15 protein-coding genes are annotated in these 21,855 nt (G+C 61.4%); 5 read left to right on the top strand and 10 right to left on the bottom strand.

What is annotated here, in order from left to right:
- Positions 1–20: 20 nt before the first annotated feature.
- The 8 genes from ACYZT0_RS14825 to ACYZT0_RS14860 form a co-directional block, all read right to left on the bottom strand.
- Positions 21–554 carry a response regulator gene (locus ACYZT0_RS14825; protein WP_462046466.1) on the bottom strand — a complete coding sequence of 178 codons (534 nt, stop codon included), beginning with the start codon at positions 552–554 and terminating at the stop codon, positions 21–23.
- 222 nt (positions 555–776) lie between these two features.
- Entirely contained in the window at positions 777–1,730 is a 954-nt protein-coding gene (locus ACYZT0_RS14830; protein ID WP_462046467.1) for a peptidylprolyl isomerase, read from the bottom strand.
- Positions 1,731–1,745: 15 nt separating this feature from the next.
- The gene (locus tag ACYZT0_RS14835) at positions 1,746–3,290 is read right to left on the bottom strand and encodes a cytochrome c/ABC transporter substrate-binding protein (RefSeq protein WP_462046468.1); all 1,545 of its coding nucleotides are present in this window, start codon (positions 3,288–3,290) and stop codon (positions 1,746–1,748) included.
- A 9-nt stretch (positions 3,291–3,299) separates the two neighbouring features.
- On the bottom strand, positions 3,300–3,938 hold the full coding sequence (locus ACYZT0_RS14840; RefSeq protein WP_462046469.1) for an SCO family protein: 639 nt from the start codon (positions 3,936–3,938) through the stop codon (positions 3,300–3,302).
- Positions 3,935–4,591 carry an SCO family protein gene (locus tag ACYZT0_RS14845; RefSeq protein WP_462046470.1) on the bottom strand — a complete coding sequence of 219 codons (657 nt, stop codon included), beginning with the start codon at positions 4,589–4,591 and terminating at the stop codon, positions 3,935–3,937. Before ACYZT0_RS14845 ends, ACYZT0_RS14840 begins: the two co-directional genes overlap by 4 nt.
- 12 nt (positions 4,592–4,603) lie before the next feature.
- Entirely contained in the window at positions 4,604–6,556 is a 1,953-nt protein-coding gene (locus ACYZT0_RS14850) for a YncE family protein (RefSeq protein WP_462046471.1), read from the bottom strand.
- Positions 6,557–6,690: 134 nt separating this feature from the next.
- Positions 6,691–12,522, bottom strand: a complete 5,832-nt coding sequence (mnxG, locus tag ACYZT0_RS14855; protein WP_462046472.1) for a manganese-oxidizing multicopper oxidase MnxG — start codon at positions 12,520–12,522, stop codon at positions 6,691–6,693.
- 204 nt (positions 12,523–12,726) lie between these two features.
- Complete coding sequence (locus ACYZT0_RS14860) at positions 12,727–13,335, bottom strand: lytic transglycosylase domain-containing protein (RefSeq protein WP_462046580.1); 609 nt, start codon at positions 13,333–13,335, stop codon at positions 12,727–12,729.
- A 195-nt stretch (positions 13,336–13,530) separates the two neighbouring features.
- Here ACYZT0_RS14860 and gspG point away from each other — a divergent pair, with 195 nt between their 5' ends.
- From gspG to ACYZT0_RS14885, 5 genes are all read left to right on the top strand, one after another.
- Positions 13,531–13,965: a type II secretion system major pseudopilin GspG gene (gene gspG / locus ACYZT0_RS14865; protein ID WP_461964671.1), complete on the top strand. Its 435-nt coding sequence runs from the start codon at positions 13,531–13,533 to the stop codon at positions 13,963–13,965.
- A gap of 14 nt (positions 13,966–13,979) precedes the next feature.
- On the top strand, positions 13,980–15,167 hold the full coding sequence (locus ACYZT0_RS14870) for a type II secretion system F family protein (protein WP_462046473.1): 1,188 nt from the start codon (positions 13,980–13,982) through the stop codon (positions 15,165–15,167).
- Between the two features lie 145 nt (positions 15,168–15,312).
- Positions 15,313–15,963: a hypothetical protein gene (locus tag ACYZT0_RS14875; protein ID WP_462046474.1), complete on the top strand. Its 651-nt coding sequence runs from the start codon at positions 15,313–15,315 to the stop codon at positions 15,961–15,963.
- A 327-nt stretch (positions 15,964–16,290) separates the two neighbouring features.
- On the top strand, positions 16,291–17,559 hold the full coding sequence (locus ACYZT0_RS14880; protein WP_462041914.1) for an IS110 family RNA-guided transposase: 1,269 nt from the start codon (positions 16,291–16,293) through the stop codon (positions 17,557–17,559).
- Between the two features lie 166 nt (positions 17,560–17,725).
- Positions 17,726–18,724 (top strand): NAD(P)H-quinone oxidoreductase, encoded by a 999-nt coding sequence (locus tag ACYZT0_RS14885; protein WP_462046475.1) that lies wholly within the window; start codon positions 17,726–17,728, stop codon positions 18,722–18,724.
- 143 nt (positions 18,725–18,867) lie between these two features.
- Here ACYZT0_RS14885 and ACYZT0_RS14890 read toward each other — a convergent pair whose 3' ends face one another.
- A complete protein-coding gene (locus ACYZT0_RS14890; RefSeq protein ID WP_462046476.1) occupies positions 18,868–20,682 on the bottom strand; it encodes an ABC transporter ATP-binding protein in 1,815 nt (604 codons plus the stop codon).
- Complete coding sequence (locus ACYZT0_RS14895; protein ID WP_462046477.1) at positions 20,679–21,698, bottom strand: AraC family transcriptional regulator; 1,020 nt, start codon at positions 21,696–21,698, stop codon at positions 20,679–20,681. The genes ACYZT0_RS14890 and ACYZT0_RS14895 overlap by 4 nt, the downstream gene beginning before the upstream one ends.
- Between the last annotated feature and the right edge of the window lie 157 nt (positions 21,699–21,855).

Here is a 21,855-nt window from a genome sequence, read left to right on the forward strand (position 1 = left end):
CGGAACGTCTTGTCGCGCCACTACTCCCCGGTGAGCAATTGTTCGTCGTCTGGTGCCATGGAGGTCGATAGACTTCGTCGACGATCTGCCAGCACCCAACTGCCGTCGTACAACTGCAGCGGGAAACTCTCGGTCCTGCTCTGGCGTCGTTCGACAAAACCTTCGGAATTGCTCATGCCTGCTTTGGGTTCGCGCTCCATCCCCAGAAGGTCGCAGACTGCTCGGGCCAATTCCGCCAATGGAAACGGTTTGAACAGGATATGGCTGACTCCCAGTTGCCGGGCCCGCTCACAGACTTCAGCGGTGGGGTGCCCGGTAATCAGCACAAAATGACACTTCCTGTTCTGGCGGACAGCATCGAGCACCTCAAAGCCTTCCATGTCGGGCAAGCGGTAATCGAACACCATCACATCAGGTGCAAACTGTTCGGCTTCACCGATACCCGTCACACCGTCATGTGCAATCCGGACGTCGAGCTCTTGCGCCTGAAGGTAATCCTTGAGGTTTTCGGCAAGGAGCTGTTCGTCTTCGACAACCAGTACTTTGTTTAACAAGGTCGACTCCTTGAAACCGCAGGTCCGATGTTCCAGCCCTGGGAGTACGCGCCTTCACTGAGGCTAACGCACACTTCATGCCAGGCTGAGCGCCGGTTTTTTTACCGTTGCACGTCTTTGATTTCCATGAAAAAACCATTTCGTCCAGAATCTCCATCCCCCAAAGGCGGGGAAGCACTCGGATGTGCCTTTAAGCTTTTCCCCACTATTGGGGGGGAACCTTCAATCATCGTCAATCCGTTCGATTCGATTGCTTGATCGCAGCTGCGCGAGCACCTGTAGACGAGCCTGAGCCTGTTGCCGTCGGGCGAGGTAAGCCCTGACCATTTCAAGCCCTTGAACCTCTGAGACATCGGTCGCCTCCAAGTGGTTCTGTAGGTAGATTAAATGCCAGCCCAGCGGTGTACGCACCGGCGTACTGACAGCCTCCGGTACCAGGGCAAAGGCCGCCGCGTCGAATTCAGGCATCATCCGCCCACGAGGAAAATAGCCCAGATCACCGCCCTCGCTGGCGGAAACGTCTTCGGAACCGGCCCGGGCCACGCTGGCAAAGTCCTCACCCTGACTGATTTTCACCTGCATCTCCTCCAAGCGTAGCCGGGCTGCTTCAACTGTGGCGGAATCAGCGCCTTGAGGCACTTTGATCAGTATGTGCCGTGCCTGGATTTCTTCCGGCCGGCTCATCTCGGTGCGATGCTCCTCATAAAACGCACGGACCTGTTTTTCGTCTGGCCCGGCGACCTTGGCGAGGTCAGCAAACACTTGCTGGGCCGCGAGCTCACGGCGGGCGTACTCGGTATACGCGGCCTCGTCGAAGCCGGCGTCTTCCAGGCGCCGGGCGAACACGTCGGCACCGCCCATGGCTTGCCGGGTCTGATCGACCTGGCTTTGCACCACCTCGTCACTGATCACCACCCCGCGCCTGACGGCTTCCTGCCACAGCAATTCTTTGTCAATCAAGGCTGTCAGTGCCGCCTGACGCAATTGCTTGTAGGCCTTGGGATTGCGCAGGCTGCCCAGCGCCCGGCCCTGGTCCTCCAGGTACTCGGCGAAATAGCGCTCCAGGCGGAACTCGGAAATTTCCTCGCCATTAACGCGCGCAGCGGCCGGGTCATCGCGGCAGAACGCCAACGGAACCCACATCGTGAGCAGGAGCAGCAGAGTCTTGAGCATCATGATCGAGACCTCCGGTCAGGGTGTAGTGGCAATAGGTTTGTAGGGTGCGACCAGATAAAAGCGCTGGTTGGGCAAGTCCATGGTGACGATATGCGCGCCGCTCAAGCCCAGCCGGCGGCCCGGACCGAAACTGATCAGCGGGGTCAGCCCGGTATCGAAGTCGTGCAGGCCTTCCAACGCACTGATGAGTTTCTCGCGGCTGGCATCGCGCCCCGCCTGTTTCATGCCTTCGCTGAGCAGCAACATCGAACTGAACGCGCCGACTTGCAGCACCGCATGCTGACCGCCGAGCCCCTGGTGTTTGCGCAATTGGGTCAGGGCCAGGCGTCCGGCCTGCGTCCAGTCACTGGGTACGAACGGATAAGCCAGAAACACCCGCCGGGAAAAACCACTGGGCACCTGCAACAGATCACCCGCCACCTGGTTCGACGCGGCGAACAGATAAGGCACTTGCCCCGCCGCCTGCAAGCGCTCGGCGAGGCGACTGAAACCGCCGCCGTTGCCCAGGTAAAACACCGAACGCGAGCCCAGTGGCAATTCGTCCTGCACCGAGTCGTAGGCTTGCAGACTGACCTTTTGCCAGGCGTGATCTTGTAGGTACTGGCCGAGGTTCTGCGCCGCCAACCGTTGACTGGGCTCGTCGGGGTAGGTGATCAGCGTCGGTCCCTGAAGCACCCGCAAACTGTCGGTGGCGTAATCGGCAAGGGCGATCAGTTGCTCGCGCAAACCCGGCAGCGGTTCGAAAATCTGCCGACTGGCCTGCGCCGTACCCAGTAACGACAGCGGTCCGATCAGCGGAATGCCGGCCCGCTCCAGGCGCGCGGCCAGGTCCAGTGCCGGTGCCAGCGGCGCGATCAGGGCGAACACCTGTTCCTGCTCGATCAATTGATCCAGCGCCTGCTCGGCACTGGCGCGGTCCGGGCCCGGATCGACGATGGTCAGGCGCAACTGCCGGCCATGAATCCCGCCCGCGTCGTTGATTCGCGCCACGCTGCCCCGGAGCACCGCCGCCACCGTGGCCCCCTCCTCGCTCAACGGTCCCTGGCGTGGCAACAAGGTGCCTAGGTGCAGGCTGTCGGGGGTCAGGCCGGGGTCGCGTTCATCGGCCAAGCGTTTAAGGTAGGCCGTGAGGTTGCGCTGATCATTCGTCGACAGGACGAATCGCGGCATCGCCGGATCGAGCCGATTGTTGCCCGGATCACGCCCTTCCTGAATGGCACGCGCCAACGTGCCTTCGGTATACGCCGGGTAATTACGGCCATTGATTTGCTGCTGGCCGTAGGTGCTGGTGAGCCGCGACCAGCTAAGCTCCGGCGGTCGCACCCCGCCTTCGGGCCGCCCCAGGCCATCGGCCCCGTGGCAGTTGGCGCACGGCAGGCTAGTGGCCGGCAACAGCATTCCCGCCGCCCCGACCCGGGCCATGATCGGCTCGCCACTTCCGGACACTCCCTCGCGATACAGCCGTTTACCGGCGCTTTCGTTGGGGCTCAGCGGCAACGCTTCGGCGGCGAAATGGAGGCCGCCGAGCAGTAACAGGCCGAGGATGAGTGAGGTTTTCATGGCGCAGGCTCAACGGCCGGCCACGGGCATTGTCAGCAATTGCAAGCGCTGGGCAATGGCGGCGGCCGGGGCATCGGGGCGGATTTTGCTCCAGCGTTTGTTGGCCACGTCACCCACGATCAGTTGTGTTGAATGCTGCTCGGGGGTCGGCACGATCTGGCCGATGCGGCCCAGCACCAGGTCCATTTGCGCCTTGTCGCCAGTAAGAAAAAGCCAGTGAGGACCATCAACGCCCTGCTTCAAGGTGTAAGCCTTGAGTACCGCCGGGGTGTCCCGCAGCGGATCACTGGTAAGGGAAATAAAGGTGATGCCGTCGGCCTTGTCACCCAGCAACTCACGTACTTCCTTGAGCTTGCGGGTGATCAGCGGGCAGGCATCGTTGCAACGGGTGAAAATCACGTTGAGCAGCACCACGCGGTTCTGCAGCGCGTCGCTGTAGAACCGCAGGGTCTCGCCGTTCTGGTCCTGCAACGGCGTGTCGGTAAACCAGGTTTTTGCATCGCGCGTGCCAGTGCCCGTCACCATGCCCGGTGGTGCGGCAACGGCGGCCACCGCCGGCGCTGGCTCTTCGTGCCCTTCGTGGGCGAACGCCAGCGAACTGAACAGGCAAAAGCAAACCGTCAGGGTGATCCAGTCGAGGGCTCTCATGGCTGCTGCTCCATAGCGATGGCCGTGTGCTTGGCGTGGACGTTGCGCTGACCGCTGAGTTTCTCCACTTCACGGGCCAGCACCGTCGGGTCGGTGAAGCCGTAATAGCGGGTCCAGTGGCGGCTGTTGCCGTCCCCCACCAGAATCAGTGGCTGATGGCTTTTGAAGTCCCCGCTGAAGGTGCCCAGGCCCTTGAGGGTTTCGTTGATTGACTGCGAGCTGCCGGTCAGCCAGCTCCAGCCCGGACCGCTCTGGAAGTTGCGGGCGTAGTCGTTCAGGCGTTTGGCGTCATCGCGCTGCGGGTCGATGCTGATCGACACCAGCTGCACCTCGCTGCCGACCCGGGCACCCAGCTGTTTTTGCACCTTGCCCATGATCGACGACACCACTGGGCAGACCGTGGTGCAACGGGTGTAAATGAAGCTCATGACCACAATCTTGTTGGTGACCAGGTCTTTTTCCAGGCGCACCGGTTTGCCGTTCTGGTCCACCAGCGCCACGTCGGCGAACTTGACCTGGGCGCTTTCCGAACGGGCGCTTTTGGCCGGCATTTCGTGACCGGCGTGCTCATCCGCCGAGTGGGCCAGGGCCTGACCGATGCCGGCGGCCAACAGGCAGAACGTCAGCAGTCCACGGTTTGCGAATCGGTTCATGTCGAACTCCTTTTAGTGGGCATTGCCGGGCAGGACCCGAACGCTGGCAAAAGTCTTGTCGTCGAAACTCGCGCCCAGCGACGCCGCACGTACGTGCAGGTACCAGGCGCCGTTCTGGTCGAGGGTCACCGGGGCTTCATAAACGCCGTCGCCCACTTCCAGCGCGGCGACTTGCCGGGCCCGGGACGTCGGGGCCCGGAAGTAGCGCACCTGAACGTCCTTGACCCCGCTGCGCTGGACCTTCTGTTTGCCCTGAACGATGCGAAAGCGCACCACGTAAGGACTGCCGAGCGCGGCCGTGGATTTGTCGAGCATGAATTCAACCTTCGGCACACCCGCGCGCGGGTTGAGGGTTTTATCCGGCTCAACCAAGGCCGTGAAGCAATGGATGATGTTCGGCTGGTTCAGCAGGAAGGCCACGTCGAAACGCCCGGCGGTGGGCAGTTTGATCCGGGCGCTGTACAGCCCCGGCTCGACTTCGCGCAGGCTGCGGTCGATGACCATCGCCGCCCGGGCCACTTGCCCGCGATTGGGGTAGCCGGACATCGGTGCGTTCATGCCTTCGGCGTAGAAGTAGGTGGTGTTGTCCACCGGGTTGACCACAAACACCGCGTTGTCGTCCCGCGACACGGCCAGGCTCGATGCCAACGGCAAATCACCCGCCAACCGTGGCGCCTGAGGCCCCGCTTCGAAACCCTGGCTGATGGGCGCGCGACCCTCGCCGAGGGATGACAAGTTGATCATCGTGACCTTGGCCGAGGCCAGTCCGCGAATGTAGGCATAGGCCTTGGTGAACACCACTTGATAGGGTTCGGCGGACACGTCCAGTTCATGGATCAACGCATCGGTGGCGGCGTCGATCACCGAGGCCTGGTTCTCCAAGGTGTTGAGCACAATGCCGAAACGACCGTCAGCGCTGAAACCCATCGGGCCCAGGCCCTGTTTCATCTTGATCACTCGCCGTACCGCGAGGCTTGCGGTGTCGACCACGGTCACCGTGCCGTCCTTGCCATCGGCGACATACACCGCCTGGGACAGCGGCGAGTACGCCACTGACAAGGGGTGCGAGCCGGTTTTTAGTTGCTTGCTGATGGTCAGGCTGGCGATGTCGATGAGGCTCAGCGTGCCGTCATCGCGGTTGGTGACGAAGGCAAAACGACTGTCCTTGCTGAAGGCGATTTCGTGATGTCCGGCACCGGTGGCCAGGTGCTTGAGCGTCTTGAGGCTGCGCGTATCGATCACCGTCACCCCGGACTCCTCGGCCGACTTCGCGTTGTTGCCGACCCACAGCAGACGCTCATCCGGTTGCAATGCCAGCCGCACCGGGTTGCTGCCAGCAGCGACCGAGTCGATCAACTTGAATTGCTCGCTGTCGATCACCGCAATCTCATCGACCGTTGGCATCGAGACGAACACCCGCTTGTTGTCACGGGGCGTCACCCAGTCCATCGGCGGCTGCTTGATATCAATCCGCGCCATCGTGCTGGTGATCCCGCCCACCGACACCGACGGGTCGACCACCGAGACGCTGGCATCGCGGTTCATCACCAGCAGGAAATAGCTGTTCAGATCGAGCAACGGCCGCGCGCCAATGCTTGAGTTCAGAAATGCCCCGACCCGCGATTTGCAGCTGTGCTCCCGGCCCTGGGCCTGGTCGGCTGCAATGGTTTCCGGATCGAGCCAGGCCCCCGGGTTCACGCCCGACAAGGGTTGGCCCGAAGCGCTGTCAGTGACCCGCAAGCGTACGTCGGCAAATCCACCCTCGCGCAGCACGCCGTCCTCCGCCAGCGGCCGCACCTCGAGCGCCACCGACACCCCATCGCGCTCAAGCGTGTTTTTGCTCCAGGTCTTCGGCAGTGCCACGTCGTTGAGCATAATCGGCTGCGACGCGCGCCATACCCCCAGCCCGATCAGCGCCAACCCTACAACCAGCGCCCAAACGGCCACTATGATGGTCCTGTTCATAATGCTTCTCCCCTTCAGATCTGTGTCTGCCTTTTCCCTTGTAGGAGCGAGGCTTGCCCGCGAAGGCGTCATCTGTCACACCACCAAAACCGAGGTGAACTCTTCGCGAGCAAGCTTCGCTCCTACACCTTCACCTACGGTGCCGGAGCCGGTTCAGGTTCGTTGGTCACCCGCAGCAATCCCCACAGCCCGGCGGTGTTGCCATAAGCGCCGTAATCACGGAACAGGTAATCGCCCGGTATCGCGTTGCTGCCCCCGGCGCTCGGGTGCATGAAACTGAAGTGCGCCGCCGGCAGGATGCTTTCGTGGGCGCCGATGTACATCGACATCGGGTTGTAGCCGAACCGCACCGAACCCACCCCTGGCGTACTCATCGGATAACCACCGGTATCGCTCTTTTCCGACTGGAACGGGTTGACCGACCAGACGTGACCGTCAAGCTGGAAGGTCGTGCCGCGACTGCCACCGGTGGGCATCATGATGTGGGTACGGAACGGTTGCCCCGGTTTCACATACAGCACCGGCGTCTGCGGATCGCCCCCCACCAGCGCATTGCTGTAAGCCATGTGCGCGTTAGGCACGTCGCCGTAACCATGGCCGTCGGCGTGGCCGAACGGCGCATCCGGTGGCAGGCCGAAGCGGTACCACATTGGCTCGGTCTTGTAGTTGATGGCCATGCTGGAGTTGTCCTGCGGATCGGTCGGTACACCGGCCTGCGAGGCAATACCTTCCACCGGACGCCCATTGGCCCAGCGCATGTTCAACGCCTTCTGCCAGACCATCGCAAAATCGCGGTAGATGGATTGCCCTGGGGCGGTGACCGTCGCCGACACTTTGCGAGCATCGTCAGCCCAGGTCGCGCCGATCGGCAGGATGCTCATCGCGCCACCGAGGCCTTTTTGCGGCTGTTTGATGACGTCCGCCGGGGTGAAATTCAACCCGCCGAACTCCACCGCCGTGGCGTTGATGTTGTCGACACTGCGGCCCAATTGCGTGATCGGCTTGCCTTCACGCTCCAGGTGCCCGGCGTAGTACTGATAGGCACGGCTCGGGTACGCGCCGGTGTTACCCACACGCGGTGGCACGGTCTGGATCGGGTTGGTGCCGACGTTGGTGCCGTCGGATTTGGTGATGTCGTAAGCCAACAGTTGTGCGTGAAGGCCCACAGTGCTGGAGGGCCGCATCAGGTTATTGCTGAAGGTGGTCGAGCCCTCGCCATCGTTGCGGTCACGCTTGACCATGCCCATCACCGAGGCCGTCTGGGTCAGGTCCGGCATCACGCTGGGCAGACGGTTTTCCAGGGTTATGTTGATGCAGTCACCCGCCGTTGCGCGCAGCACCAGCGGTTCGACAGGCACATCGGGTTTGAGCTTGCCGGTGACCGGATCGAGGTCAGCCTTGCGTACATAGAGGATTGCCGTAGGGTCATGCAACGGCCCGCTTTGCCCGCCGATGGTGACGGTCGTCCCGTCCTCGGGGTCGTTCACCGTCACCTGAGGAATGCTCACTGCCCGCGAGTTGTACACCAAGGTGCCGCCCGCCGGCTTCAACGGCCCGCCGACATGTTGACCCATCCCCGCCGGATCACCGATGGACAGGTTCAGCGGATTGCCAAGGATGTCGTTGGCCAGCACCGCAACCACTTCATAGTTGCGTTTTGGCGTCGGCCGGGTGCCGATGCCGTTAGGGTTGGCGCCGTACCGTGGGCAGATACCATCGAACGCCACGGTGTTGCGCATACCGGCCGGTTTCGCGTTGTTCGGCAGCGCAAACAGGTCGCTGCGTTGGGCCGTGTAGTTGCGCATCACGCCCCAAATCCCGCTCCAGTAACCTTCCAGGGAGGCGTCCATCGAGTACAGGTAATCCCCGCTGGTCGCAGCCGAGCTGGAGATCATCGAGACCGGCGCATTGAAGCCCATCTGCTCGGAGATCCCGATCATTTGCGACGAGCGCCAGCCGGAGTTGGAGCTGTTGCCGTAACCGGAACCGCTTTGCAGCCACTTCACGCCGTGCAGGGTCACGTTGTGCTCTTCTTCGTGACCACCGGCATGCACCCGCAGACGCACATTGTCACCGGTGTAAGTGCGCAGCATTGGGGTGAACGGATCACCCGGTTCTGCGCCGCCACGGTTGATGTGTGGCGGGAACAGCGTGGTGCCGCCGGTTGGACCGGTAGCTGCGGTCACCAGGTTGGGCGCCAGGTTCATCGCCGCAATGGCGCGGTCAGTACGGCTTTGCATGGCGTACGCCAGGTCGCCGCCGAGGCCGTCGGCCTGCATGCCGCGCTTGCCGTCCGGGCCGACCTTGTTCGGGTCGTACACCCGCAGGGCCAGCGGTTCGTTGCGGTAATTGACCACGAACATGCCAGGGTCATCAATCGAGATGGCTTGTGGGCAAGGCCGGCTTGGACAACCGGGCATCAGTCCACCGCGGGCCTCGACCACCTGTTCAAGCAGGGTCTCGGCGTCCTTGCGTACCGGAGGATTGATCGCGTAGCGGAAGCTATCAGCGGTGGCCGGGAAGGCTTGCGGATTAGGCACGCCGATGGGACCGGCGCCGACGTACACACCCGCTTCATAGGCGTGCTGGAAGTCGCTGTATTCGAGGAAGAACTCACGGAAGCTGTCGTTCTTGCCGTCGCCGTCCAGGTCACCGGTGGACACCACCGCTTGCCACGAGGTGGGCCCGCCGTCCTGCCGCGCGCCGCTGTACAACGGCTCGCCGGTTTCGGCGTGGAACCACGTGGAACCGGCAGGTTCTGCCAGCACGGTGGCGTACAGACCAATCTGTTGGTGAGTCGATGGGCCGAGGTGGTCGTGGGTGAAAATTGTCCCCAGGCCACGGTCGATGCCTTTGCTGTTGATCACCGGATCGACAAACCAACGCTGCATCGCAGTACGCGCCCCGACCCAGTCGGCCCGACCGTATTGGCCGAAGAACGGATGCGTCTTGGCTTTCGGGCAGGCCGGTGTACCGTCGCGTGGATCAGTGCCTGCACATTGGTTGAACTCACGAATGGCGTGGATGCGCTCTTGCACCGCACCGGGGGAAAGCACGCCGTCCTCGTAGTTCCAGCCGTTGGCCGACCCGTCGGCAGCGGTCAGGTCCCATTTAGGCAGGTGAATGTGCTGGCCGATCACGTCGGTTGGCGTGCGCACCTGATAGTCGTCCATTTCATAGGTGGCCGGCACCAGGTTGGTTTGCTGGTATTGCACGCAGTCGAAGGTGTTCATGCGCATCACCAAAGGCTCTGGCGGACGCTGCTTGGTAATCACCGGCCAGGCGTCTTCCCACAGCGCGAGAATGCGCGCTTGCGGGAAGTGGTAACCGACCTTGTTGTAGACCGCGTCGAACTGGATGTTCGCCGCTTTATAGACCCGTGGACGGTCGGCGGTGAAGGTCGAAGAGCCGGTGAAGGACATGCCGTCGACCCGTTCACCGCTGTTGAACTCGCCGGTGCCAGCGCTGCTGGTCAGGCGTTTTTGCCGATCATCCATGCACGGTTCGTAATACGGTGCGCCCGCTATCGGCAAGGCACCGTTGGTGCGGAAGTTGCGCGCCACGACTTGATTGCCGGGTAGCAGGGCGAAGCTCGGATGGTCTTTTTTGGCGTGGAACGCCATGGCCGCCTGTTCGACTTCGGTGCCCTCTTCGGGCATATAAATCGGCTTGGCCCGGGTCACTTCCTTGGAGAAATCCAGGGACGTGGTAATGGTGTGCGCCTGGCCTCCGGAAGAGAAGCCGTCCAGAGTATGGCGCCCCAGGCCGCCGTCCCAGCCACCGGACTGAGCCGGGTCGAGGTTGGCCCACAAGGCGTTGCCGCTGGTTTTCAAGGACTGCGCCTTGGCAGCGTCGAGCATGTCCAGCGGTGGGGTCGGTGGACGCTGGCCGACCGAGCTTTCCATACCGCCAATCCAGAACGGATAGCCAGGGTTTTTCAGGCTGCCGTCGGCATTGCGGTTGGCTTCACTGCGATCCACCAGGGCCAGCGAACCGATGGATTGAGCGCCGCCGTTACCGCCGTGATGTTCGCTGTCGTCATCCTCCTCGTCATCGTCGTCATCGCCACCGGCCACCAGGGTTTCGCCGATTTTCGGCACGACCGCGACTTTGCCCGGCATCGGTGCCATGGCTTTGCCGGGCAGCGGCACTACGGCTGGAATCGGTGTGCCGGCAACGATCTCGCCATCGGGCAAGGCCCGCGCACCAGCGGCCGGTTTACCGCTGCGCAGCGCATAAGGTTCGCTGTGATAACCGTCGGCGCCCTGCTGGGAAACCTCGAGTTCGGTGCCTTCTTCAAAGACGTCATGCACCCGCCACATGCTCCACATGCCTTGGGCAAAATGCGGGTAGAAGTGGCAGTGATAGATCGCATCGCCCGCAACCCGGTTGCGGTTGCCCGAACCGCCGTTGGCGATTTCGTAGGTGTAGCCGGCGCCCGGACCAATGCCTTGGGCGTCCACATAGTCGGAGTTGTCGTCGTTGGGGTTGAACAACCACTGATGCCCGTGCAGGTGGAAGATATGCTGCTCGTGGCCGTTGTGGGTGTTGCGGAATTTGATGAAGTCACCGATGTAGCTGTGGTTGACGTTGGACGGCTCGGACGGATACAGCGCCATGGTCGCCTTGACCCCGACCTGATCGGCGCTCGGTACTTGACCGGGGAGAATGCCTTCCAGACCGACGTTGGCCGGCACGTCCACCAGCATCGCCACATCGCCGACGGTGTGGGAACTGAGGAAGAATTCTTCATAGGCGCAGGACAGGCAATCGTGCATCGGCCCGACGCCCAAACGGTTGGCAACCACTTCGGCGCCCATGCCGCCGGAGCCATAGTTAATCATGAACGAGTCGCGGGTCGGCTCCAGCACGTGAGCCATCACCGGGTCCGCCCAGTAAGCGGGGAACGCCTGGGTCGCGGCGGTTTCATCCTGGAACTGCGAGGCGAAATCGCGGAACGGTTCCAGTCGATTGGGGATCGCCGGGTTGCGTTTGCCGATGGCTTCCAGCGGATAGGTCGACGGCGGGAAGCTGCCATCGGCGTTGCTGCCCATCACAACCGCGTCGCTCTCGCTGGAAATGATTTCATTGCCGTCGACCATGCTGATGATCGGCCGGCCGGCCTTGCCTTCACGGATCCAGGGTTCGCGCTGCGGGTAGCGTGCCTGGTAATCGACGATCGGCTGACCGGTCGGAGTCCGACCGACGCTGGCCAGGCGCATTTCCTCTTCGGTCACGGTGTTGCGATAGGTGCGGCCGCCCTTGGGCACCACAACAACCTGGCCGAACAGTCCGTTGGCCACGTTGCCCGCATCCCCTTCACCACCGAAGGTCGCGCCGCGGCTGCTGGCGGCAAACGCGCCTTCGCGCTCGGCGTACAAGGTGTAGGAACGGGTGGCGCCGGGGGGAATCAAGGTATTGGCGTTGCGCCCGGTATAGGACGCAATGTCGTCGATGCTGTTGACTGCTTGCAGGCCATTGACCTGGAAGCCGACGTGGCGGTCGGCCACCTGTTCATCGACCTTGAATTCCTCTTTGTTGCCGATGGCGCCTTCGCCCTCAATCTCACCGTCTCCCACCTCGCCGTTTTCATGGCTGCCGGGGTTGGCCTGGTAAGCGAGCAGGTTCTGCAGGTTGATGGTCAGGCAGTCTCCGGCCGCGACGCGAAGCACCAATGGACGCGAGCGTTTGTCGGGCCGCAGCGACACGTTGCCCGGCACCGCCGCTCCACCCTGGGCCAGGGACATCTCGTGGTCATCGACCACATCGCGGCGCAGGGCGAACATCATGCCGTTGACGTTCTGCGCGCCGAGGCGGTTGAACATCAGCGGCTGATCCAGCGCCACGACGTTGGCCACCAGATTGCGCTCGCAGCGCACGGCCGCCTCGACCAGCTCAATGCCAAGCATCGACGTCACCAACAGCAGCAGATTTAACAACGACGGAGCGTTGGGTATGCCGGTCATGATCACGGGCCTCGCTGTGGGTTCTCACAGGGAATAGTTCTTGACAAATCCCTTGAGCAATCCGCATGCCATAAATAATTAATAGGTTTTTCAGTCACTTACGTAAACGACTTAATGCCTCGGGGGATATTCCCCACTTATTCCCCACTTTTCGGCCGGGTCCACGATTCCCCACTATTGGGGGAACGTGCCCCACGCTCTCCATTACAGCGGCGCATCCGCGGCAAGGCCCTGCAAACGCCGGTATTGGCGCAAGACACTGGGCACGTAACGCTGGGTTTCGGCGAACGGTGGGATCACCCCGCCACGGCTGAGCACCGCTTGCGCACCGGCGTTGTAGGCCGCCACGGCGAGGCTGATGTCGTTGTCAAACAGGGTCATCAGGCGCTTCAGATAACGGGCGCCGCCCTGGATGTTGGCCTTGGGGTCATAGACGTCTTTCACCCCCAGTTCCCGAGCGGTGGCGGGCATCAACTGCATCAAACCTCCCGCCCCCTTGGGTGACCGCGCGCCGGAGTCGTAGGCGGACTCGGCCTGAATCACAGCATGCAACAGCGCCGCCGGTAACTGATTGGCCGTAGCAGCGGCCGAGACCAGTTCGGCATAGGGCTGCCGGGCAATCATCTGCGGTTGTTGATCCATGTTGACCCTGGCGGGTTCGGGCTCGTGAATCACCCGTTCATAGGTGCGGCCGGGACGGTGGACATTGGACAGAACGTAGCTGCCCTTGGTGTCCACGGAAACGAACACATCGGCCTGTACGACGCCGGTCAGCACCAGCAGACCGAGCAGTCCTGTGGTGAGTGTTTTCATCATTTTGCCTCCCCTGCCCGGCCCCGAAAAATGGGGCTAATGCCCCAATGGCCGGTAGTACACCAGCCATACGCAAGCACTGTGCCGGATGCGCGAAGGCCCGCAATTCAGGGGTTGCAGAAGAATGTCCGAGCATGTGCATGGCAATTGCATAACCCTTCACGGCGACCCTTCTGCCAACTGTGTGAGGTCATCATGAATCAGCGTTTGCGTTCCACCCCGCGTACTCAAAGCGGGTTCACCCTGCTCGAACTGTTGGTGGTGTTGGTGGTGCTGGGGCTGTTGGCCGGCATCGTCGCGCCGAAGTATTTCGCCCAACTGGGCCGCTCCGAAGTGAAGGTGGCCAAGGCGCAAATAGAAGGCCTGGGCAAAGCATTGGATCTGTACCGCCTGGAGGTCGGTCACTACCCATCGACCGAACAGGGTTTGCAGGCGCTGGTCACCGCACCCAGCGATGAAACCCGCTGGACCGGCCCTTACCTTCAGAAAAAACTGCCGCAGGATCCGTGGGGCCGTAACTACGCCTATCGCTACCCCGGTGAAAACGGCGAATACGACTTGCTGTCCATGGGCAAGGACGGCCAACCCGGAGGCGAAGGCGAAAACGCCGAAGTCACCAGCTGGCAATGACGGGAGTGGCGACCATGCGATTTCATCTCAAAGCCGTCGGCAAGGCCGGCGTAGTCTCGATGACCGTCGAGGCGCTCGGCCACAGCGAAGCCCGGCGCATCGTCGAAGACCAGGGCTATCGGGTGGTGAGCCTGTACGCCGAGCGTCACTGGCGTGCGTTGCGCCTACGACAGCGCGAGACCTTCAACCTGGTACTGTTCAGCCAGGAACTGACGACGTTGCTCAATGCAGGCCTGCCGCTGATCGATGCGCTGGAAAGCCTGGCGGAAAAAGAGAGCGCGCCCCAGGCCCGCAAAACCTTGAGCGAACTGGTGCGCCTGCTTTATGAAGGCAAATCGTTCTCCCAGGCACTCGGCCAGTTGTCGGCGGTTTTCCCCCCTCTTTATGTTGCGCTAGTACAGTCCAGCGAGAAGACCGGCGCCGTGGGCGATGCCCTGGGCCGATATGTCAGCTATCGCCAGCGCATGGACGAGGTCCGGCAAAAAATCGTCAGCGCTTCGATCTACCCCATGCTGTTGCTGGTGGTGGGAAGTGGCGTGGTGTTGTTTCTGATGGGCTACGTGGTCCCGCGTTTCAGTCTGGTGTTCGAAGGGCTGGGCTCGAACCTGCCGTGGCTGTCGCAGATCCTGATGAGCAGCGGGATGTTCCTCCACGCCCATCAGGGCGAATTCTTCGGCGCATTGCTGGCGATCATCGTCGCCCTCGGCTTCCTCCAGCGCCAACCAGCCTTTCGCCGGGGCGTCGACCGCGTGATTGAAAAACTCCCGGCCGTCCATCAACGCATCTTCATGTACGAACTGGCGCGGTTCTACCGCTCGCTGGGGATTCTGCTGCAGGGCGGTATTCCCCTCGTCACCGCCATGGGCATGGTTCGCGGCCTGCTCACCGTCGCCTCCCGCGTGCGCCTGGACCAGGCCTGCGAACGGGTGCGCGAGGGTCAGTCGCTGTCGGCCGCCCTGGAGCTCAATCATCTGGTGACCCCCGTGTCCCTGCGCTTGCTGCGCGCCGGCGAGCAGTCCGGCAACCTCGGGCAAATGATGGAGCGCAGCGCCGACTTCTACGACGAAGAAATCAGCCGCTGGATCGAATGGTTTGTGCGGCTGTTCGAACCCTTGCTCATGACCTTCATCGGCCTGCTGATCGGGGTGATCGTGATCCTGATGTACATCCCGATTTTCGAGCTGGCTTCGAGTATCCACTGAACCCTGGAACGGGATCGAGATGGACGTTTTAGAGCTCATCGACGTTACAACTGAATAAGTCCGTACGTTGAGGTGTTTACCCACTGAATCAAGCGCAAGTTGCATTCATCAACGTTCCAACTTGAATAAGAAGACGGAGAACGATATGCACATGAAAAAGCTTTTGCTGGCATTGGCTGTTGGCGCAGTTCTGTCGGCATCTACGGTGCTGGTGCCGGACAGCCTGTCGGGTCTATCGAGCGCCCACGCTAAAGATGGAGGGAGTGGCGGTGGAGGTGGCTCTGGTGGAGGTGGAGGCGGCGGTGGCGGTGGTTCTGGTGGTGGCGGCAATGGCGGCGGTGGCTCTGGCGGTGGCGGCAATGGCGGCGGTGGCTCTGGCGGTGGCGGCAATGGCGGCGGTGGCTCTGGCGGTGGCGGCAATGGCGGTGGCCATGGTGGAAGTGGAAGCGGCGGTAACAGCGGTAATGGTGGCGGCCACAGTGGCAGCGACCATGGGTCGGGGCACTCCGGCGACTCCGCCTCATCGTCATCCGGACGCAGCGGCACCCACGCCGAACCGGGGGACGATCACGGCGTTCATCGTGCCGGTGAAGTGGGCGACGATCACGGTGTCCATCGCGCCGGTGAAGTCGGCGATGACCACGGGGTTCACCGCGCCGGTGAAGTGGGTGATGACCACGGAGTTCACCGCGCCGGCGAAATAGGCGATGACCATGGGGTCCATCGCGCCGGTGAAATAGGCGATGACCATGGCGTGCATGTTGGTGGTGAGCCGGGGGATGACAAAAAGAGCTGACAAACACTAATCACAAAAACTCCACAAATCCCTGTGCGAGCGGCGGTGCGGCGATCCGACTTGCTCGCGATATAGGTAGTCCGTTCCTTTCTCTTCCATACTGACTTCGCTGGAAGTTGGCTGTCGGCGAGGAAGGAACATGCACCTGCGGGCTACGAATATGCTCGCGCAGCACTCGATGATTACGCCTTCACCTTCGAGTCCACAGGTGCGCTTGCGCCCTCTAACGAATTCTCAGGGAAAGCCCGACACGGCTCTCTATATCGCTTTCGCTGGACGCAAGCATGCATGTCCCTGCATGTACTTTAGCGCCTGTGGAGGTATTCCATGCAAACGCTCCTGTCTCAGAATTTCACTGCTTATATCGGAATTGATTGGGCAGACGCCAAGCACGACATCTGTTTGCAGATTGCTGGAGAGGCGCAGCGGAGTTTCGAGGTCATCGACCACAAGCCCGAGTCGATTGATCGCTGGGCCAAGTCGCTGCATCAACGTTACGGTGGCCCGATCGCGATCGCCGTGGAGTTGAACAAAGGGCCACTGATAGCGGCTCTGCAAAAATATGAGTTTTTTTGTATCTTTCCGATCAATCCGAGCATCTTGGCCCGGCACCGTAAAACCTTCGTCCCCAGTGGCGCCAAGGATGATCCAACGGATGCTCAATGGGCGCTTGAGCTGTTGCTGAATCACCCCGAACGGTTTCCTCAACTGGTCCAGCAAAGCTCCGCCATGCGTTCGCTCGCCAGCCTGACCGAACATCGCCGCGGGTTGGTCGATGACCGGGTCAAGATCAGCAATCGTCTGGTCTGCATGCTCAAACAGTATTATCCGTTGGCTCTTGAGCTGTTTCATGACCATGACACGCTGGTTTTCTGTGAGTTTTTGGCGCGCTGGTCGACATTTGAAGTGCTTAAGCACGCTCGGCCAGCCAGCGTTTTGAAGTTCCTTCACGCGCATAATGTTCGCCATGCTGAGCTCAATCAGCAGCGTTTGGCATTGATCGCCAAAGCCATGCCGTTGACTGAAGATCCAGGCGTGGTCAGTCCTTCAGCGCTGTATGTGCTGGCCCTGGTCTCGCAACTGAAAGGGGTCATCACGGCGATCAAAGATTTTGATCGGGAGATCGAAAAAACTGCCAACACCCTGGCCGACTATCGACTCTTCAAGGCCTTGCCCGGCGCGGGACAGCAGCTTGCACCACGGTTGATGGTCGCCTTTGGTGAGCAGCGTGATCGCTTCAAGGATGCCAGTGCTGTGCAGCGATATGCCGGGATTGCCCCGGTCACCGAACGCAGTGGCAAGAAAAAAGTCGTCCACTGGCGCTATCAATGCGCAACTTTTTTGCGCCAGACCTTTGTTGAGTGGGCTGCACACAGCATCAATCAATCGGTGTGGGCAGAGGCTTATTATCGCCAGCAAAGGGCCAAAGGCTGCTCATACCAAGCGGCCCTCAGGGCCCTGGCGTTCAAGTGGATCCGGATCGTTTATCAGTGCTGGAAGAGCAGCACCGTGTACGACGAAAAGGTTTATTTACAAGCCTTGCTCCGGCACGGCTCACCGTTGACCAGCGAGCCGGACACAGCAAAACCGTGTTGACGGAAAGGCTCAGGGCGTGAAGGCGGCGTGTCATTCAACATTGATGTCGACTGAACCACCGTTTTCGCGAGCAAGCTGATCCCACAAGGGGGCCGTGCATTGGACTGAATCATTCGCTCACTTATGCGATCCCATCTACAGATGACTTTCACAACAGGACGCCGACATGACGCTGCCCCACACCATGACCCTCATTGAAATCACCGAACCCGGTGGCCCGGAGGTTTTAAAGCCGCGCCAGGAGCCGGTGCCAACCGCAGGCGCAGGCGACGTGCTGATTCGCGTGCACGCTGCCGGGGTCAACCGCCCCGACGTGATTCAACGCGCAGGCAAGTACCCGATGAAACCCGGCATGAGCCCGATTCCTGGTCTGGAAGTGGCCGGTGAAGTGGTGGCGATCGGCGTAGGCGTCAGCGAGTTCATCGTCGGCGATAACGTCTGTGCACTGACCAACGGCGGCGGTTACGCGCAATATTGCGTTGCACCGGCCGGCCAGACGTTGCCGATACCTGAAGGGATGGATTGGGTGCAAGCGGCGGCGGTCCCGGAAACTTTCTTCACGGTGTGGGCCAATCTGTTCGACATGGGCGGCGCCAGCAAAGGCCAGCGCGCATTGATTCACGGCGGCACCAGTGGCATCGGCACTACCGCGCTGATGCTCTGCCGCGAATTCGGCATCAAGGCCTTCTCTACGGCGGGCAGTGAGGAAAAATGCGCGGCGATTCGTAAGCTGGGCGCCGAGGCGATCAACTACCGCGACCAGGATTTCGTCCAGGTCATCCAGGAAAAAACCGCAGGTAAAGGCGTCAATGTAATTCTCGACATCATGGGCGGCTCGTACCTGAATCCGAATATCGCGGCGTTGGGCATGGACGGTCGGCTGGTGATGCTGGGTTTCCTCGGTGGCGCCCATGCCAAAGACGTCGACCTGCTGGCGATCTTGGGCAAACGCGCGACGATCACTGGCTCACTGATGCGCTCGCGCACCCGCGAAGAAAAAGCCTCGATCGCCGAACAGTTGCGCGAGTACGTCTGGCCCGTTCTCGCCGCCGGGCGTTGCCTGCCGATAATCGACAAGGTCTATCCGTTGACCGACGCGGCACAGGCTCATGCGCGGATGGAAGCCGGCGATCACATTGGCAAGATCGTCTTGCGTGTGGACTGATCAGTAGCCCTCCCGAGTTCACGCACACCGAATAGAAGCCGTGTTCGGCGGCTTCGCTGCGCACTTCGCCAACCTTGAGGACTTTCAGTTCGTGGTAAGTAGCCGGGCCGGCGGTGACTCGGGTTTCTGGGGCGTCTTGAGATCTATCGGTAACCGCGGGCCTGCAAATCAAACAGCTGCGCATAGCGCCCGCCCGCCGCTACCAGACTGTCATGATCGCCGCGCTCAAGGATCGCGCCCTGATCCAGCACGATGATGTGATCCGCATTGCGCACGCTGGAAAACCGGTGGGAAATCAGCAACGTCATGCGGCCTTCGGTGTGCTCACTGAAATGCTCGAACACCGCCGCTTCCGCCGCCGGGTCGAGTGCCGAGGTCGGCTCATCCAGAATGAGGATATCGGCGTTGCGCCGCATGTAGGCGCGCGACAACGCGATCTTCTGCCATTGCCCACCGGACAACTCCTGCCCCCCGGCGAACCACCGCCCTAATTGCGTGGCATACCCTCTATCCAGTCCCTCGATGAAGGGTGCGGCCATGCCCTCGGCGGCGGCTTCCTGCCAGCGCTGCTCATCATTGAACGCCAGCGTGTCACCCACGCCAATGTTTTCGCCCACGGAAAACTGGTAACGGATGTAATCCTGAAAAATCACACCGATGCGCCGACGCAGCGCGTCTTCTTCCCACGCCTGCAAATCGCTGCCGTCCAGCAGAATGCGGCCCTGATTGGGGTGGTACAGCCGAGTCAGTAATTTGATCAGCGTGGTCTTGCCCGAACCGTTCTCCCCCACCAGCGCCAGACTGTGCCCGGGTACCAGGTGAAGATCGATGCCTTCGAGCGCGGCGCGACTGGCGCCCGGATAACGGAAACCGACGTTTTCGAAACGCAGGCCATCGCCGGGTATCGCGCCCACGATGAGATGGCCGGTATCCGCCACAACAGGCTCGGCCAGGTATTCATAGAGGCTGGAGAGGTAAAGGCCATCCTCGTAGAGACCGCTGATGGCGCTCAAACTACTGCTGACCGCCGTCTGCCCCTGCTTGAACAACACCAGGTACATGGTCATCTGCCCGAGGCTGATGTTGCCGTGGACGGTATCGACTACGACCCAGGCATACGCCAGATAAAACGCGCCGGTGCCCAGTAGACCGAGAACAAATCCCCAGCCATCTCGACGTAGCGTCAGGCGCCGGTCTTCGGCATAGAGACGTGCGAATGTCTCGCGGTAACGCTTCAACAGCAACGGCGCGAAGCCGAACAGTTTGACTTCCTTGATGTAGCCCTCGTGGGAGAGCAGTGTCTCGATGTAATTCTGTTGTCGACTCTCTGGCGCGCGGCGCGTGAACAGCCTGAAAGCATCACCAGAAAAATGCGCTTCGGCGAAGAACACCGGTAATGCGCCAACCACCAGCAACACCAACGCCCACGGCGAAAAATGCACCAGCAACACACCGAAACTGATCAACACGATCAGGTTCTGGATCAGCCCCAACGACTTCATCACCAGCGCCAACGGCCGGGTCGAGGCTTCGCGCCGCACCCGAACCAGCTTGTCGTAGAACTCGGAATTCTCGAACTGCACCAGCGATAACGTCTGGGCCTTTTCCAGAATCATTGTGTTGACCTTCTGCCCCAACTGCACCCGCAACAGCGATTGCTGGACCGACAGCGCACGCTGGGCCCCGGACAGCAACGCGAGCACGCCCGCTTCGAATAACACGTAACGCACGACCGGCCACAACGGCGCACTGCCCTGTTGCGCGTGCAACTGCATGGCGGTGACCACTGCATCGACAATCCGCTGCCCCAACCAGGCCGCCAGTGCCGGAAGCACTCCGGCGATCAGCGTCGCCAGCACCAATCCCAGAAACAGTCCGCGAGACGTCGCCCAGACCAGCAGCAAGGCGCGTCTCGCCTGGTCGAGTAATGAGGTGAAGCGATCAAGAACAGGGTTCACTTCGTGAGCTCCCCCTGATACCTGGCCCGATACCGTCCCGGACTTTCCCCCGTCCACTTCTTGAACGCCCGATGGAACGCACTCGGCTCCTGAAAGCCAAGCTGCTCGGCAATATCGCTGATACTCGCCTTGCTCTGACGCAGTTGCTCGAACGCAACACCGCGCCGCACCTCGTCCTTGATCTCCTGATATGAACACCCTTCCCGCTCCAGTTTTCGGCGAAAGGTGCTGGGGCTCAGGTGCTGTTCCAGGGCGAAGGCCTGCAAGGTCGGCCACTGGCTGTAATGGCTGCTACGCAGGCGCTGGTGGACCTGCGACGCCAGGCCGTGCTGATTACGAAAACGGATCACCAGCCATTGCGGCGCGGTGCGCAAAAACACTTTCAGTGATGCCAGATCCTGGACCACCGGCAGACGCAGGTAGTGGCTGGCGAATTCGATTTCAGTTCGCTCTGCACCAAAGGTCAGGTTCGGTCCCCAGAGCAAACGGTCATCGCTAAGCGCCACACGCTCATGGCGAAAATCTGCGCGGTCGATGGGGATGCGCCGCCCACCCAGCCAGCACAGCAGACTGATCATCAACACCAGAAACGTCTCCTCGCCCAAACGACTGACGTCACAGTTTGGCGAGTGGTTCTGCAAGCTGATCACCGCACGTTTGCCGCGCACCGTCAGCGTGCCTCGAAAGTCGTGGAGGAACAGCGCGAAATTGGCCAGGCACTGGCGCATGGCTTTGTGCAGGTCAGGTTCCTGAATCAATGCCCGGCAGATCAGGGCGAAACTGCCCGGCGGCATGCCATGGGAGTCGAGCCCGAAAAATTCATCGTTCAGTTCTCGGATCTGAATCAACCACAGCGCGGCAAACGCACTCGCAGGCACGCGCGCAGTGGGCTGCTCCATCAACGCCGGGTCGATACCCGCCTGTTCAAGCGCAATCCTCAGGCGCTGCGGATCTTCCCCCAGCCCATGGATCATTGCCTGCACGAAGTAGGCGGCAACCGAGTCCTTTTCCCGCATGTGAACGCTTCTCTCCCCATCACCCGAATGGCAAAAAACACCAGTGCCGTTGAACAGTTTCGGCATAGAACAACCGCCCTGCCGGCTCTAGACTCGCGGCCAATAGTACGCCTTCGGCCACTACGGCGGCCAAGGTATCGCGGGGTTTGATCGGAAG

The organism is Pseudomonas sp. ZS1P83, assembly GCF_054897825.1.